At 60.6% G+C, this 15,121-nt stretch carries 16 protein-coding genes; 6 read left to right on the plus strand and 10 right to left on the minus strand.

Going from position 1 to position 15,121, the window contains the following annotated elements; translation table 11 throughout:
• Positions 1–146: 146 nt before the first annotated feature.
• Complete coding sequence (locus tag ABLV52_RS04870; protein WP_023289544.1) at positions 147–1,634, minus strand: carboxypeptidase M32; 1,488 nt, start codon at positions 1,632–1,634, stop codon at positions 147–149.
• Positions 1,635–1,861: 227 nt separating this feature from the next.
• On the opposite strand from ABLV52_RS04870, the gene ABLV52_RS04875 reads away from it, so the two are divergent.
• The gene (locus ABLV52_RS04875; protein WP_004206050.1) at positions 1,862–1,954 is read left to right on the plus strand and encodes a hypothetical protein; all 93 of its coding nucleotides are present in this window, start codon (positions 1,862–1,864) and stop codon (positions 1,952–1,954) included.
• 30 nt (positions 1,955–1,984) lie between these two features.
• On the opposite strand, the gene ABLV52_RS04880 is transcribed toward ABLV52_RS04875, so the two are convergent.
• Entirely contained in the window at positions 1,985–3,235 is a 1,251-nt protein-coding gene (locus tag ABLV52_RS04880) for an MFS transporter (protein ID WP_023289545.1), read from the minus strand.
• A gap of 130 nt (positions 3,236–3,365) precedes the next feature.
• On the opposite strand from ABLV52_RS04880, the gene ABLV52_RS04885 reads away from it, so the two are divergent.
• The 3 genes from ABLV52_RS04885 (at position 3,366) to bioD (ending at position 6,436) form a co-directional block, all read left to right on the plus strand.
• The gene (locus tag ABLV52_RS04885; protein ID WP_023289546.1) at positions 3,366–4,268 is read left to right on the plus strand and encodes a LysR family transcriptional regulator; all 903 of its coding nucleotides are present in this window, start codon (positions 3,366–3,368) and stop codon (positions 4,266–4,268) included.
• Positions 4,269–4,392: 124 nt separating this feature from the next.
• The gene (gene mlc / locus ABLV52_RS04890; protein ID WP_048298665.1) at positions 4,393–5,613 is read left to right on the plus strand and encodes a sugar metabolism global transcriptional regulator Mlc; all 1,221 of its coding nucleotides are present in this window, start codon (positions 4,393–4,395) and stop codon (positions 5,611–5,613) included.
• Positions 5,614–5,740: 127 nt separating this feature from the next.
• Entirely contained in the window at positions 5,741–6,436 is a 696-nt protein-coding gene (bioD, locus tag ABLV52_RS04895) for a dethiobiotin synthase (protein ID WP_023289548.1), read from the plus strand.
• On the opposite strand, the gene clcB is transcribed toward bioD, so the two are convergent.
• The 6 genes from clcB to ABLV52_RS04925 all read right to left on the minus strand — a co-directional run bounded on the left by clcB (position 6,389) and on the right by ABLV52_RS04925 (position 12,810).
• On the minus strand, positions 6,389–7,684 hold the full coding sequence (gene clcB, locus ABLV52_RS04900; RefSeq protein WP_348890080.1) for a voltage-gated ClC-type chloride channel ClcB: 1,296 nt from the start codon (positions 7,682–7,684) through the stop codon (positions 6,389–6,391). The genes bioD and clcB overlap by 48 nt on opposite strands.
• Positions 7,685–7,817: 133 nt before the next feature.
• On the minus strand, positions 7,818–8,426 hold the full coding sequence (dmsD, locus tag ABLV52_RS04905; protein WP_023289550.1) for a Tat proofreading chaperone DmsD: 609 nt from the start codon (positions 8,424–8,426) through the stop codon (positions 7,818–7,820).
• Positions 8,427–8,467: 41 nt separating this feature from the next.
• Entirely contained in the window at positions 8,468–9,325 is an 858-nt protein-coding gene (locus ABLV52_RS04910; protein ID WP_348890081.1) for a DmsC/YnfH family molybdoenzyme membrane anchor subunit, read from the minus strand.
• Between the two features lies 1 nt (position 9,326).
• Positions 9,327–9,944 (minus strand): DMSO/selenate family reductase complex B subunit, encoded by a 618-nt coding sequence (locus ABLV52_RS04915; RefSeq protein WP_137916284.1) that lies wholly within the window; start codon positions 9,942–9,944, stop codon positions 9,327–9,329.
• A gap of 10 nt (positions 9,945–9,954) precedes the next feature.
• Positions 9,955–12,390, minus strand: coding sequence for a selenate/tellurate reductase subunit YnfE (ynfE, locus tag ABLV52_RS04920; protein ID WP_348890083.1), 2,436 nt, complete (start codon positions 12,388–12,390; stop codon positions 9,955–9,957).
• Between the two features lie 150 nt (positions 12,391–12,540).
• Positions 12,541–12,810: a DUF1161 domain-containing protein gene (locus ABLV52_RS04925; RefSeq protein WP_004206039.1), complete on the minus strand. Its 270-nt coding sequence runs from the start codon at positions 12,808–12,810 to the stop codon at positions 12,541–12,543.
• Between the two features lie 101 nt (positions 12,811–12,911).
• Here ABLV52_RS04925 and ABLV52_RS04930 point away from each other — a divergent pair, with 101 nt between their 5' ends.
• A complete protein-coding gene (locus ABLV52_RS04930; protein WP_044522806.1) occupies positions 12,912–13,622 on the plus strand; it encodes a YnfC family lipoprotein in 711 nt (236 codons plus the stop codon).
• Here the strand turns inward: ABLV52_RS04930 and speG are convergent.
• Both speG and ABLV52_RS04940 read right to left on the minus strand, forming a co-directional pair.
• Positions 13,616–14,176, minus strand: coding sequence for a spermidine N1-acetyltransferase (gene speG, locus ABLV52_RS04935; protein ID WP_004206037.1), 561 nt, complete (start codon positions 14,174–14,176; stop codon positions 13,616–13,618). The two genes, ABLV52_RS04930 and speG, sit on opposite strands and share 7 nt — an antisense overlap.
• A gap of 66 nt (positions 14,177–14,242) precedes the next feature.
• Positions 14,243–14,584 carry a DUF1283 family protein gene (locus ABLV52_RS04940; RefSeq protein WP_004206035.1) on the minus strand — a complete coding sequence of 114 codons (342 nt, stop codon included), beginning with the start codon at positions 14,582–14,584 and terminating at the stop codon, positions 14,243–14,245.
• A gap of 108 nt (positions 14,585–14,692) precedes the next feature.
• On the opposite strand from ABLV52_RS04940, the gene ABLV52_RS04945 reads away from it, so the two are divergent.
• The gene (locus ABLV52_RS04945) at positions 14,693–15,055 is read left to right on the plus strand and encodes a YnfA family protein (protein WP_072140454.1); all 363 of its coding nucleotides are present in this window, start codon (positions 14,693–14,695) and stop codon (positions 15,053–15,055) included.
• Positions 15,056–15,121: the final 66 nt, after the last annotated feature.

The raw sequence follows: 15,121 nt of genomic DNA on the forward strand, positions 1-15,121 counted from the left end.
TTTCTTAATTTCAACCCCACTGCGGGGCCGGTGAAATCACTATATGCTTGTCTTTTCGGGCTTTCCGTGAGTGTTTGGTATCGGCGTGTAACCGAATGTACAAGGCGGGGAGTGGAAGGACGCGCCGGGCAGCCCGGCGCGGACGATCACAGATAGCGGGCGGTAAGGTGGTCGCGGAAGTAGCGGCTGTTAAGATCCTCGCCGGTGGCCTGCTGGATCAGCTGCGAGGTGGTGAAGCGGCTGCCATGCTGCCAGATATTCTGCCGCAGCCAGTCAAACAGGGCGCTGAAATCCCCTTCCGCGATATCGCGGTCTAACGTCGGCAGCGCGCGACGGGCGGCGGCCATCAGCTGCGCGGCATACATCGCCCCCAGCGTGTAGGAAGGGAAGTAGCCGAAGCCGCCGTCGGTCCAGTGAATATCCTGCATACAGCCGTCCCGGTAGTTGCCGGTGGTCGACAGTCCCAGCCAGTGCTGCATTTTCTCATCCCACAGCGACGGAATATCTTCCACCTCTATCTCGCCGTCGATCAGCGCGCGTTCAATTTCATAGCGCAGGATCACATGCGCCGGATAGCTGACCTCATCGGCATCAACGCGAATAAAGCCTGGTTTCACCCGCTGGTTCCAGGCGATGAAATTCTCCTCGCTAAAGGCCGGCCGATCGCCAAAGCGTTCGCGCACCGCCGGCAGCAGGCGTTTCAGGAAGCGCTCGCTGCGTCCCAGTTGCATTTCGAAGAACAGGCTCTGCGACTCATGGATAGCAGTAGAGCGGGCCAGTCCTACCGGCTGGTCGACCCACGGGCGAGGCAGATTCTGCTCATAGCGGGCGTGGCCGGTCTCGTGGATCACGCCGAACAGAGCGCTGAGCAGGTCGTTTTCGTTGTAGCGGGTGGTGATGCGCACATCCTGAGGGACGCCGCCGCAAAACGGGTGGGCGCTGATGTCCAGACGCCCGCCGTCAAAGTCAAAGCCGAGGATGCGCATCGCCTGCAGACCCAGTTCGCGCTGCTCAGGGATCGGGAACGGCCCCTGCGGGGCGATCAAGGTTCGCGTCGCCTGCTTATCGACCGCTTGTCGCAGCAGAGAAGGCAGCCAGGACTTGAGATCGGCAAACAGGCTGTCCAGCCGGGCGCTGGTCATATCCGGTTCGAAAATATCCAGCAGCGCGTCATAGCGTGAGCCGCCCCGGGCGTCGGCGCGGATCTGCGCTTCCTCGCGGCTCAGCCTGACCACCTCGCGCAAATTATCGGCAAAGCCAGCCCAGTCATTAGCCGGCCGCTGACTGCGCCAGGCATGTTCGCAACGGCTACCGGCCAGCGATTTGGCCTCCACCAGGCTCTCCGGCAGCAGCGCCGCCTGATCGTACTGGCGCTGCATTTCCCGCAGGTTGGCCTGTTCGAGGTCGTTGAGATCCTGCTGGCGGGCCGCCTGCAGCCATTGGCCCACTTTTTTATCGGTCAGGATCTGATGCTGTAGCACGCCGAGTTCCGCCAGCGCTTCGCCGCGGGCGGCGCTACCGCCCGGAGGCATCATGGCGAACATATCCCAGCCGGCGATAGCGGAGAGATGCGAAAAGCGCGACAGGCGCTGAAAGGTGCGGGTAAGCTGCTGATAAGGCGTATTTTCAGTCATAGTAGCGTTCGGTCCGTGACAGGTGAATGAACAGATTATCGGTATGCCTCTACACTATCCTGATACGCTTGGCGGGTCGAGCGTGGCGCACAGGGGGCGGGGTAAAGCATTAGCCGCGTAATAGCAGGAAAAAAAGCGTGGCTCTGTGAGCAGTATTGCAGAAATCGGTAACGCATCGTGACTAAACTGTGATCGATAACGCAAGTCTGGAGGTTCGGGGGTGGTTTATGAATCCGTTCACCTGGCTGTTTATTGCCTTACTGTCCGTTGATGCCGTCAGAGAGCTGATGGGCTTGTCATCTATCATGGGCATGTGGTGAAACGTGGCCCGCAGGCCACGTCACGCGCGATTATTTGAGTCGCCGATACAGGCAAGTGCCGGTCAACAGCGCGGCAAGGAGCAGCAGCGCAATAAATCCGCCGACGCCGTTCCAGCCGTAGCGATGCCAGAACACCCCGCCTAATGTCCCCGCCAGGCTTGAGCCAAGATAATAGCTGAACAGATACAGCGATGACGCCTGACCGCGGGCGCGGCGCGCGCGCGGGCCAATCCAGCTGCTGGCGACGGAGTGCGCGGCGAAGAAGCCGGCGGAGAACAGCAGCATGCCGAGGAAAATAAGCCACAGGGAAGAAAAGAGCGTCATCAGCAGGCCGCAGAGCATCACGCCGGTAAAGCCGAGCATCACCGGACCGCGGCCATAGCGTACGGTCATGGCGCCCGCTTTCGGCGAGCTCCAGGTCCCGGTGAGATACGCCACCGACAGCAGACCCACCACCGCCTGGCTTAACGACCACGGCGACATCATCAGACGGTAGCCAATATAGTTAAACAGGGTGACAAAGGCCCCCATCAGCAGGAAACCCTCGACGAACAGCAGCGGCAGGCCGCGATCGCGCCAGTGCAGGCGGAAATTAATCAGCAGCGTTTTTGGCCGCAGCGAGGTCGGGCGGAAATGGCGCGACTCGGGCAGGATTCGCCAGAACATAATCGCCGCGGCCAGGGCGAAGCCGCTGATCACCGCCAGCGCCACGCGCCAGCCGAAAAAATCGGTAAAGACCCCGGTGAGCAAGCGGCCGCTCATGCCGCCGATGGAGTTGCCGCTGATATAAAGTCCCATAGAGAAGGCCACAAAGCTGGGGTGGATCTCCTCGCTCAGGTAGGTCATACCGACCGCCGCCACGCCGCTCAGCGACAGGCCAATCAGGGCGCGCATAATCAGGATACCGTGCCAGCTGGTCATCATGGTCGACAACAGCGAGCAGCAGGCGGCCAGCAGCAGCGCGGTGACCATCACCGGCTTGCGGCCTATGGCGTCCGACAGCGGGCCGGTAAACAGCAGGCCCACCGCCAGCATCGCCGTGGAAATGGAGAGAGAGATACTGCTGCTGGCCGGCGATACGCCGAACTCGTTAGACAGCACCGGCAGGATCGGCTGCACGCAGTAGAGCAGGGCGAAGGTGGCCAGACCGGCGGAGAACAGCGCGAGCGTGACGCGCATAAACTGCGGGGTGCCGCGCTTAATAAACGGATCCGGGCGGGATGCACCAGCGACGCTGACCTCGCCCGCCGGCACGGTGTCAACGGTTGTTGTACGACTCACAGAGAATTCCTTGGGTAGAAGTTGCTGCTTACCAACAGAGTGTTGTGACCATTCAGCTCACATTTTTAGGGTATGAAAATGTAAATATTCTGTCTAATATATTAATAATCTCAAATAAGACGTTTTAAATATGAATATCGAGTTGCGTCATTTGCGCTACTTTGTCGCTGTCGCCGAGGAGCTGCATTTTGGCCGCGCCGCGGCGCGACTGAACATCTCTCAACCGCCGTTAAGCCAGCAAATTCAGATCCTCGAGCAGCAGACCGGCGCCCGCCTGTTCGCCCGCACCAACCGCAGCGTCAGCCTGACGGCGGCGGGGAAACAGTTTCTCGCCGACAGCCGACAAATTCTCGCCCAGGTGGAGGACGCGGCCGCCCGCGCCGCCCGCCTGCACCATGGGGAAACGGGCGAACTGCGTATCGGCTTTACCTCCTCGGCCCCTTTTATCAAGGCGGTATCCGATACGCTGTCCCTGTTTCGTCAGCGCTACCCGGATGTGCATATTCTCACCCGCGAGACCAATACCCGCGAACAGATTGTCCCGCTGAGCGAGGGAGCCCTCGACCTCGGCCTGTTGCGCAATACCCAACTGCCGGACACCCTGGCGTGGCAGCGAGTGCTGCGCGAGCCGCTGCTGGCGATGGTCCCGGCGGACCATCCGCTGGCCCGCCAGCCCTCGGTCAGCCTGGCGGCGCTGGCGCGGGAGCCGTTCGTCTTTTTCGACCCGCACGTCGGTACCGGCCTGTATGACGATATCCTTGGCCTGCTGCGCCGCTACGGCCATACGCCGGTGATTGCCCAGGAGGTGGGGGAGGCGATGACCATTATTGGCCTGGTGGCCGCCGGGCTGGGGGTGTCGATCCTGCCGGCCTCCTTTCAGCGCGTGCAGCTCAGCGAAATGCGCTGGCTGCCGATTGACGAACAGGATGCGGTGTCGGAGATGTGGCTGGTGTGGTCGAAACACCATGAGCAGGGGGCGCTGGCAAAACGCTTTCGTGACACGCTGCTGGCCTGGAAAAACGAGCGCAATTGAGGCAAAAAGGGGCTGGAAATGTGCGGTAAATCACAAGGCTAAGCAAAAATTTGACGTTCACCATCGAAGTGCTTCACCATAGCCGAAAGTTTATTTCGAAGCGCGAAAATAAAGGGAGTCAATGGTGGTAGCGGATAGTCAACCAGGCCATATCGATCAAATTAAGCAGACCAATGCGGGCGCCGTCTATCGCCTGATTGATCAGCTCGGCCCGGTATCGCGTATCGACCTCTCCCGATTTGCGCAACTGGCGCCCGCCAGCATCACCAAAATTGTCCGCGAGATGCTGGAAGCGCATCTGGTGCAGGAGACCGAGATTCAGGAGCCCGGCAGCCGCGGGCGCCCGGCGGTGGGTCTGATGGTGGAAACCGAGGCCTGGCACTATCTGGCGGTGCGTATCAGCCGCGGCGAGATCCACCTTTCGCTGCGCGATTTAAGCAGCCAGCTGGTGGTGGAGGAGCAGCTGGAGCTGGCCCTTACCGACAGCACGCCGTTTCTGACGCGGATAATCGACCATATCGATCGCTTCTTTATTCGCCACCAGAAGAAGCTGGAACGCCTCACCTCCATCGCCATAACGATGCCGGGTATCATTGATACCGAAAACGGCATTATTCATCGCATGCCGTTTTATGAAGAGGTCAAAGACGTCCCGTTGGGCGAAACGCTGGCCAACCATACCGGGGTGCCGGTCTATATTCAGCATGACATTAGCGCCTGGACCATGGCGGAATCGCTGTTTGGCGCCTCGCGCGGCGCCCGGGACGTCATTCAGGTGGTGATCGATCATAACGTCGGCGCCGGGGTTATCACCGACGGACGTCTGCTGCACGCCGGCAGCAGCAGCCTCGTGGAGATCGGTCATACCCAGGTCGACCCCTACGGCAAACGCTGCTACTGCGGCAACCATGGCTGTCTGGAAACGATCGCCAGCGTGGAGAGCGTGCTGGAGCTGGCTCAGATGCGGATGGCGCAGTCGATGAGCTCGCTGCTGCATCAGCGTCCTCTGAGCGTGGAGTGGCTGTGCCAGGCGGCCTTGCAGGGCGACCTGCTGGCCCGGGACATTATCAGCGGCGTCGGTCATCACGTCGGTCGCATTCTGGCGATCATGGTCAATCTGTTTAACCCGCAGAAAATCCTGATCGGCTCGCCGTTTAACCTGGCGGCAGACATTCTTTTTCCGGCAATTTCCAGCTGCATTCGGCAACAATCACTCCCGGCCTACAGCCAGCATATCGCGGTTGAAAGCACCCAGTTCTCCAACCGCGGAACGATGGCTGGCGCGGCGCTGGTCAAGGATGCGCTCTATAACGGATCCTTACTCATACGACTGTTACAGGGTTAACATTTTTTCATAGTCACACCAAAAATTGCGCTATCTCAAGCTGACCCCCAGCGGCTTCACGTAGACTTTGCCCACTGTTGATTATTTCTCTCCCGTATATTTCATCGACAAAACTGTGGGGTTAGTGATGTTTAAGCGTTTCTTTATTACAGGTACAGACACCTCTGTCGGGAAGACAGTGGTTTCCCGTGCGCTGTTGCAGGCACTTGCTGCCAGAGGCAAAAGCGTGGCCGGGTACAAGCCTGTGGCGAAGGGCAGCAAAGAGACGCCGGACGGTTTGCGTAATAAAGACGCGCTGGTGCTGCAGAGCGTCTCCACGCTGGCGTTACCCTATGAAGCTGTCAATCCCATCGCCTTAAGCGAAGACGAAAGCAGCGTGGCGCACAGCTGCCCGATCAACTACGGTCTGCTGTCGGATGGTTTGCAGCGGCTGGCCGGGCAGGTTGAACACGTGGTGGTTGAAGGCACCGGCGGCTGGCGCAGCCTGATGAACGACCTGCGACCGCTCTCCGAATGGGTGGTACAGGAGCAGCTCCCGGTGCTAATGGTGGTGGGGATCCAGGAAGGGTGCATCAACCATGCGCTGCTGACGGCCCAGGCGATCGCCAATGACGGGCTGCCGCTGATCGGCTGGGTGGCCAACCGCATCAACCCCGGTCTGGCGCACTACGCCGAAATCATTGATGTGCTCAGCAAAAAGCTGCCGGCGCCGCTCATTGGCGAGCTGCCGTATCTGCCGCGCGCCGAACAGCGTGAGCTAAGCCGCTACGTCGACTTAGACATGCTCGGCAACGTGATGGCGATAGATCGAATCCCGGCGTAACGTCCGCGACAGCACCGACGCCACCACGCAGGTGATCAGCAGGCCGGGCAGCAGCACATACTGCCCGGTCATCTCACAAATCATCAGAGTCGACATGATTGGCGCATGGGTAGTGGCGGCAAGAAACGCCGCCATGCCGGTCAGTCCCATCATCATAGCCATCTCCTGCCCCCCCGGTAGCCACAGCCCGCTGAAGCGGGCCAATAGCATGCCCATCGCCAGGCCGACAAACAGCGTGGGGGTAAACACCCCGCCCGGCGCGCCGGAGCCACTGCTGGCCAGCACCGCCAGCAGTTTGCACAGGAATACCGCCACCAGCAGCGCGCCGGGCGGGGGCAGCAGCAGATAGCTTTGCACCACGCTGTAGCCGTTGCCCCACACCGCCGGCGTGATGAGCGATAAGCCGCCGACGATCAGACCGCCCAGCGCCAGCTGCCACGGCGGCGCCAGTTTCAGCCTGACGAACCCGCGGTGGCTGTATTCCATCAGCCAGATAAACAGCGGCCCGCACAGTCCGGCCAGCAGTCCGGTGGCGAGCATCAGGCCATAGTGCAGCGCGCTGAGATCCTGCTGCAGGACAACATGGTACAACGGCGCGGCGCCGCCGTTGAGAAACTGGGTCAGCAGCAGGGCGATCACTGCCGAGATCACTACCGGCCCAAGCGAGGCCAGCATCAGCGTGCCAAACAGAATTTCAGCGATAAACAGGCTGCCGGCCAGTGGAGCATGATAGGCGCTGGCCATCCCGGCGGCGGCGCCGCAGGCGACCCACAGTTTCCATTCGGCCTGCGGCGTGAAGCGGTGGGCGAACAGCGAGGCCGCCAGCGCGGCCAGCAGGATCATGGCGCCTTCCCGGCCAATCGCGCTGCCGGTGACCACCACCAGCAGCGAGGCCAGCGACTTCACCAGGCTTGCCGGCGTATCGAAGCAACCGTCTCCGGTCTCCAGGGCTTCCATATAATCGGTGGCGGCGTGCGGGCGGGCAACGCGGCGTCGTTGCCACAGCCAGAGAAGTGCCCCTGCCGCCAGTCCCCCCAGCGCCGGGGTAATCAGCCGTCGCCACGCCGGCAGCGACTGCGCGGCGTTGACCAGGCTCCCGCTGTCGTTACCGAGAAACAGCGTTTCCAGCACCACCATGGCATGGCGAAACAGGGCCACCGCCAGGGCGGCGAGAAGGCCAATCAGCGTGGCGATCAGCAGGCGACGAAACATCACCTGCACCTCAGGATAGGGATGAAGACGGTGCATCGGTCACAGCGAGATTGGGAAAACATGGCCTTATTGTGATAGGGAATAAACTTATATGCAAAAGCGATAAGTGCGGGGCACGGAGAGCGGAGCCATCAAGGAAACCGCGCCGACTCCCGGCGCGGCAAAGGGATTAGCGATAGAGCGGCTTTTCCGCCACCGCGAGGGGCAGACCTGCCTGCCACTGCGCCAGGGTCGCCTGCGCCAGCTGGCCCAGCGCCTGGTAGAAGGGGTGGGCGGCATGTTCGACAAAGACGCTCAGGAAGCGCCCGGACCACGGCAGCAGATGCCAGGCCAGCAGCTGGGCAAACAACGCCTCCTGTTCCGTTTCGCACAGCCACGCCGCCAGCAGCAGCAGGGTGCCGAAATGGTCTTCCGGCTCGTTGCGTTCGGCGTCCAGTGCGATGCCGTTCGCGCGCATCCATTCGCGCAGGGCCAGTGTGGATTCGCCGAACAGCACCGACTCTTTATCCAGCCAGACGGATCCCCATGGCGGCGCCGGCAGGGCCCACGGTCCGATAAACAGGCGCTGCCAGGCTTCCGGCAACGACTCTTCAACCGACGCGGCAAACCCCGATGCCAGCGGGGCGGCAACCGGGAAGGGCCACTGTTGCTGCCAGCTGCCGTCCTGGAAGGCGGCCACCAGCGGCGCGATTTGCGGGCTATTCGGCGCATAAGAGAACAACGCGCCCAGGGTACGGGCGCTTAAGGCGACAGCGTCGCGGTGAGGGAACGGCATCATCACTTATTCCTTTCTGCGGCGCGCGCCGGCGCGCCGTCTCATTAACGGGCAACCGCCATACCGACGGTCATATGGAGCCCATAAAACAGGCCGCGGCCAATAAATTCCGCGATCAGGACCAGCAACAGACCGGCCAGCAGCCCCGCAGCGCGCGGCGGCTGACGGCGGATCAGCGGACACAGCCAGCAGCCAAGTCCCAGCGCCAGCAGGATCAGACGTAAGGCCTGCAGTCTGCCGTAATCCGGCAGCAGGGTGGCCGCCTGCTGAACGGCGCTGTGAATGGCGCCGAGCCCGGCGCTTTGCATCACGATAATCGCGGCGCTGATGACCAGCGCGGCCACGCTCAGCCCGGCAATAAACCAGACGTTAACGTCGACTTTCGCCATACGCAGCAGCAGGGCGGCGAACAGCGGCCCGCTGAGGAGTACCGTCAGGAAGAAGGCGCTGGTGGTGTAGCCAGTGTACCATGTCGGCACGGTATCGATTTGATAAACCCGGGTCATCGCCAGCACAAACACCAGCCCCAACAGCAGGGCGATCGCCAGCCAGACTTTCCCCAGCGCCGCCGGCATTTTTTCCAGCACGGCCAGCAGCCACCAGAATCCGCCCACGACGAAAAACAAGGCGCCGCTGGCGATTTCGTTGCTCAGCGCCGAGGCGCCGACGCGATTCAGCGAGTTAAACGCCCGCAGCGGCGAACCGAGATGCATCACTGAGGCGAGAAAACCGATCCCCATCAGCAGCCAGATAAAAAACATGCTGCGCACCAGCCGCTGCCGCGCTTCGCGCTGGTCAGCCAGCGCCAGCCAGACCAGACCGCTGACGAGGGTCGCGCCGACCACGCATTGCCCCAGTACCGTAAACAGCACCAGCGGCCATTCCTGCCATCCGCTTCCCATCTCACACCTCCTTCGGATTTGCCAGATAACCGGTGGTATCGCCACACGGCCGGGCGTTGCGGTTAGGTTTGATCGCGATGCTCGGCTGAGTGAAGTGCGCCGAGGGCAGCGGGGCCACCGCCGCTAGCTGGCCGTGCTTAGCGCGCAGTTCGGCAATGGGGCCGAAATCGAGCGCCCGCAGCGGGCAGGACTCGACGCAGATCGGCTTTTTCCCTTCGGCGACGCGCTCGTGGCAGCCGTCGCACTTGGTCATATGGCCTTTGTCGGCGTTATACTGCGGCGCGCCGTACGGGCAGGCCATATGACAGTAGCGGCAGCCGATGCACACCTCTTCATCCACCACCACAAAACCGTCTTCGCGCTTGTGCATCGCTCCGCTCGGGCAGACCTTGGTGCAGGCCGGATCGGCGCAGTGGTTACAGGCGATGGAGAGGTAATAGGCGAACACGTTCTGCTGCCAGACGCCGTTGTCCTCCTGCCAGTCGCCGCCGGCGTACTCATAGATGCGACGGAAGCTGACCTCCGGAGTCAGGTTCTTATAGTCCTTACAGGCCAGCTCGCAGGTTTTGCACCCGGTACAGCGAGCGGAGTCGATAAAGAATCCATATTGCGTGCTCATGGTTTACTCCTTAAACCTTCTCGATGTCGACCAGGTTGGTATGCTGCGGATTCCCTTTCGCCAGCGGCGACGGGCGATGGGTGGTCAGGGTATTCATGCAGGCGCCATGGTCAACCCGGTCCCCGGCCATATTGGCGTCGTGCCACGCGCCCTGGCCCATCGCCGACACGCCCGGCATGATGCGTGGCGTCACTTTCGCCGGCAGCCGGACTTCGCCGCGCTGGTTGAACACCCGCACCAGATCGCCGTTTTTAATCCCGCGTTTTTCCGCGTCCAGCGGGTTGATCCACACTTCCTGACGGCAGGCGGCCTGCAGCACGTCCACGTTGCCGTAGCTGGAATGGGTGCGCGCCTTATAGTGAAATCCAAACAGCTGCAGCGGATACTGGCTGCGCAGCGGATCGTCCCAGCCTTCAAATGTGGAGGCATAGACCGGCAGCGGGCTGATGACTTCGTCTTTCTCCAGCTGCCAGCGGGCGGCAATTTCGGCGAGCCGGCTGGAGTAGATCTCAATTTTGCCGGACGGGGTTTTGAGCGGATGCGCTTCAGGATCGCGGCGGAAGTCGCGATAGGCGACGAAGTGGCCGTTCGGGTCCTTGCGCTTGTAGATGCCCATTCGCTTCAGCTCATCGTAGGCCGGCAGCGCCGGATCTTTCGCCACCATTTTGGCGTACAGATGCTGCAGCCACTGCGCCTGAGTACGTCCCTCGGTAAAACGCTGGTAGACATCGTCGCCGAGCCGTTTCGCCACTTCGCTTAAGATCCAGTAAATCGGTTTGCGTTCAAACTTCGCCGAGGTGGCGGGCTGGATGAAAATCAGATAGCCCATATTGCCGGCGTAATCGTTGGGAATAATATCTTCCTGCTCAACGGTCATCAGGTCGGGCAGCAGCAGGTCGGCGTATTTCGCCGACGAGGTCATAAAGTTGTCGATGACCACGATGGTTTCGCACTTGCTTTCGTCCTGCAGGATCTCGTGGGTCTTATTGATGTCGGAGTGCTGGTTGATGAGGGTATTGCCCGCGTAGTTCCACAGGAACTTGATCGGCACATCCAGCTTCTCTTTGCCGCGCACGCCGTCGCGGGTGGCGGTCATCTCCGGGCCTCGAGCGATGGCGTCGGTCCAGGTGAAGCAGGAGATGGCGGTTTTCACCGGGTTTTCCAGCACCGGCAGACGCTCGATGGTGATGGTGTAGGTCGATTCGCGGGCGCCGCTGTTGCCGCCGTTGATGCCGACGTTGCCGGTTAAGATCGGCAGCATGGCGATCGCCCGGGCGGAGAGTTCGCCGTTGGCCTGGCGCTGCGGCCCCCAGCCCTGGCAGATGTAGGCCGGTTTGCTCATGCCGATGTCGCGCGCCAGCTTAATGATGCGATCGGCGGGGATGCCGGTGATACGCGAAGCCCACTGCGGCGTTTTGGCGACGCCGTCGTCGCCCTCTCCAAGAATATACGCTTTGTAGTGGCCGTTTGCCGGCGCCCCGGCCGGCAGCGTCTTCTCATCGTAGCCGACGCAGTATTTATCAAGGAACGGCTGATCCACCAGATTTTCGTTAATCAACACCCAGGCGATACCGGCGACCAGCGCGGCGTCTGTGCCGGGGCGAATGGGGATCCACTCATCTTCGCGACCGGCGGCGGTATCGGTGTAGCGCGGATCGATAACGATCATCCGCGCGTGGGAGCGCTCGCGGGCCTGTTCCAGATACCAGGTAATGCCGCCGCCGCTCATGCGGGTTTCCGCCGGGTTGTTGCCGAACATCACCACCAGCTTACTGTTTTCAATATCCGAAGTGCTGTTGCCGTCGTTACTGCCGTAGGTGTAGGGCATGGCGCAGGCGATCTGCGCGGTGCTGTAGGTACCGTACTGGTTAAGCGAGCCGCCGTAGCAGTTCATCAGCCGCGCCACCGGCGAAGCGGAGGGCGAGGAGCGGGTCATGTTCCCGCCGACAATTCCTGATGAGTAGTTAATGTACACGGCTTCGTTGCCATATTGCGCGACGACGCGTTTCAGACGGTCAGCAAGGGTATCCAGCGCTTCCTGCCAGCTGATACGCTCAAATTTGCCTTCTCCGCGTTTGCCGACGCGCTTCATCGGATAGTTAAGGCGATCCGGGTGGTTGATGCGCCGGCGAATCGAACGCCCGCGCAGGCAGGCGCGGACCTGATGATCGCCGTAGCGGTCGTCGCCGGTGTTATCCGTTTCCACGTAGACCACTTCATCATCACGCACGTGCAGCCGCAGGGCGCAGCGGCTGCCACAGTTGACCGAACAGGCGCCCCAGACAATGCGGGTGTTGTCGCCGGCAGCCTGCTGGACCGCCGCCGCGGCGCTGCGCAGCGTAAAGGGCAGGGGAAGCCCGCCGGCGGCCAGCGCCAGAGTACCGAGGGCTGTGGATTTTAGTAGCGCGCGTCGGGTGACGCCGCCGGAAGATTCCTGATTCGACATTGCTCACTCCATGATAGTTATGCTGGGCGGAGAAGGGCCGCCGCGTCATTAACAGACGCCGGGGTGAGCGATAATACGTTATGGGTCGCCGGCAGATCTTATCCCTGGTCAATGCAGGGATAAGATCTTTCGTTTGAAAGCGAGGCGGGTTTACTGAGCGTCGTTTTCGGCGGGACTGTCGCTGTTACGGGTGTAGGTGATTTTGAAGGTGTCGTTGGCGCAATGACCCACCACCTGAGCGCCGGGTTGGTCCGCCTGGTCGTTTGGCACGATGGCCAGACTGAAGGCCGTTTCCGGTACGCCATTGTTAATGATCTTCTGTTGAATATCATTTTTGACCCGTTCACAGGAGTCGGGGGCCGCCAGCACGGTCGTGGAGCACAGCAGCAGCGCGGCGCCTGTCCAGAGGGATAGTTTCATCTTACGCTCCTTATCGATGTTATCCAGATTTAAGCATAGCAGAACTGGTGTAAACAATTGTATTTGCTAATATGATTGGATGTACACAAAAGGAATCATCTGTGAAAAGACTGTATTGGCTGATCCCGGCAGCGCTGCTGCTGACGGCGTGCGACCGCGAAAGCGCCCCGGAAGCCTTCACCCCGGAGATGGCGAGTTTTTCCAATGAGTTTGAGTTCGATCCGCTGCGCGGTCCGGTGAAGGATTTTAGCCAGACGTTACTGGACGAACACGATGTGGTGGTCAAGAAGGTGAGCGCGCAGCTGTCAAAAGAGGGATGTTTCGATCTGCTGACGCTGGAGGATGTGGAGAATAACACCGGCGCCACGCTGCTGCTGGACGCCAACTATTACGTCGATGGCCGCACCCATGAAAAGCGGCTGCGTCTGCAGGGGAAATGTCAGCTGGCGGAGATGCCCGCCACCGGCGTGAGCTGGGAAACGGATGATAACGGCTTTATTATCAGCGCCCGCGGCAAAGAGACTACCGCCACCTACCGTTACGACAGCGATGGCTATCCGCTGGGGAAAACCACCACCGCCAAAGAGGAGCGATTTACCGTCGCCTCCACGCCGTCGAAGGATCCGCGCAAGAAAATGGACTATACCGCCATCAGCACCTTCAACGACCGCACGCTGGGCACGGTGCGCCAGACCTGCGACTACGATCGCCATGACAATCCGCTGAGCTGTGAGCTGCAGGTGATCGATGAAAGCGTCCAGCCGCCGCTGACCCGTCACTACACGATTAAAAACCGCATTGATTATTACTGAGCCGTCGGCTTCAGCAGAGACGGGCCCGGCGTTTTGTGTTCCGCCAGATACTGATGCTGGAACAGACACATGCGGATGGTGTTGCGGTACTCGCCGTTAATGAAAAACTCATGGATCAGTTCACCCTCGACCATAAAGCCGAGCTTGCGGTAAATATGGATCGCTTTTTCATTCTCTTTATCCACAATCAGATACAGCTTATACAGATTGAGCACGGTAAAGCCATAGTCCATCGCCAGCCGCGCGGCGCGGGTGGCGAGGCCTTTTCCCTGGAAGTCGGGTGAGATGATGATCTGAAATTCGGCCCGGCGGTGCACATGGTTGATTTCCACCAGCTCCACCAGTCCGGCCTTATCGCCATTGCATTCGATCACAAAGCGACGCTCGCTTTGATCGTGAATATGCTTGTCGTACAGATCGGAAAGCTCAACGAAGGCTTCATAGGGCTCTTCAAACCAGTAGCGCATCACGCTGGCGTTGTTGTCGAGCTGGTGAACAAAGCGCAAATCTTCGCGCTCAAGGGGGCGGAGTCTGACGTGTAGCGCGTCGGTCATGGGAATTCCTGTGGTCAAAGCGGAAAAGAGGGTACTGAAAGGCGGCGCCCGCAGGCGCCAGCGTGCTCAGGGATTGATCGCCCGGCCGGTGCGGCGGTCAAGGCAGCGCAGGGTGTTTGGTTCCCAGTAGGCATTGACGTTGGCGCTCTTCTGGCAGTTATCCTGCGCGTCAAAGGCGACATCGGTTTTGTCCCACTCTTTTTCCGCCCGTTTGTTCACCTTCTGGCGCAGGCTGCGGGTGTCGTTCCATTGCTCTTTTTCCATCGACGCCTGCTGACGGCTTTGCGCGCTGTCGCCGGACTCAATCACCAGCCGATCGGTGGCCGCGAACGAGCTGGAGGTATAGACGACGGCGCTTAACGCCAGAATGGCGGTCAGGCACCAGCGTTTGTTCAGTGTCATGTTCATCACGGTTTCCTTTAAGTGATGGGTTAACCCTCAGGTTAAGTTTACTACAGCTCTTTTGCCGGGCATAGCCGACGAAACAGCGTAGGGAAAGGGCTATTATCGCGTAGAATAGTTCAACGCTTTGTCTCTTTTACGAATCTTTTAATGCTCAAAACAACGCTGCTGTTCTTTGCCACCGCCCTGTGTGAAATCGTCGGCTGCTATCTGCCGTGGCTATGGTTAAAGCGCGGGGCCACGCCGCTGCTGCTGATCCCCGCCGGCCTGGCGCTGGGTCTGTTCGTCTGGCTCCTGACGCTCCATCCGACCGCCAGCGGGCGGGTATATGCCGCCTACGGTGGCGTGTACGTTTGTACCGCATTGCTCTGGCTGCGGGTCGTTGATGGAGTCAAATTAACCCATTATGACTGGGCAGGCGCGGCCATCGCCCTGTGCGGCATGCTGATCATCGTGGCGGGCTGGGGACGAGCGTAAGCCCGCCTTGTGTGATCCCTGCCACTTTTTTAAACCCTAATTCTTGTATGGTAGTCGACCTGTTGC

Origin of the sequence: Klebsiella sp. GB_Kp056, assembly GCF_040064755.1 — a bacterium.
Taxonomy (GTDB): domain Bacteria; phylum Pseudomonadota; class Gammaproteobacteria; order Enterobacterales; family Enterobacteriaceae; genus Klebsiella; species Klebsiella quasipneumoniae.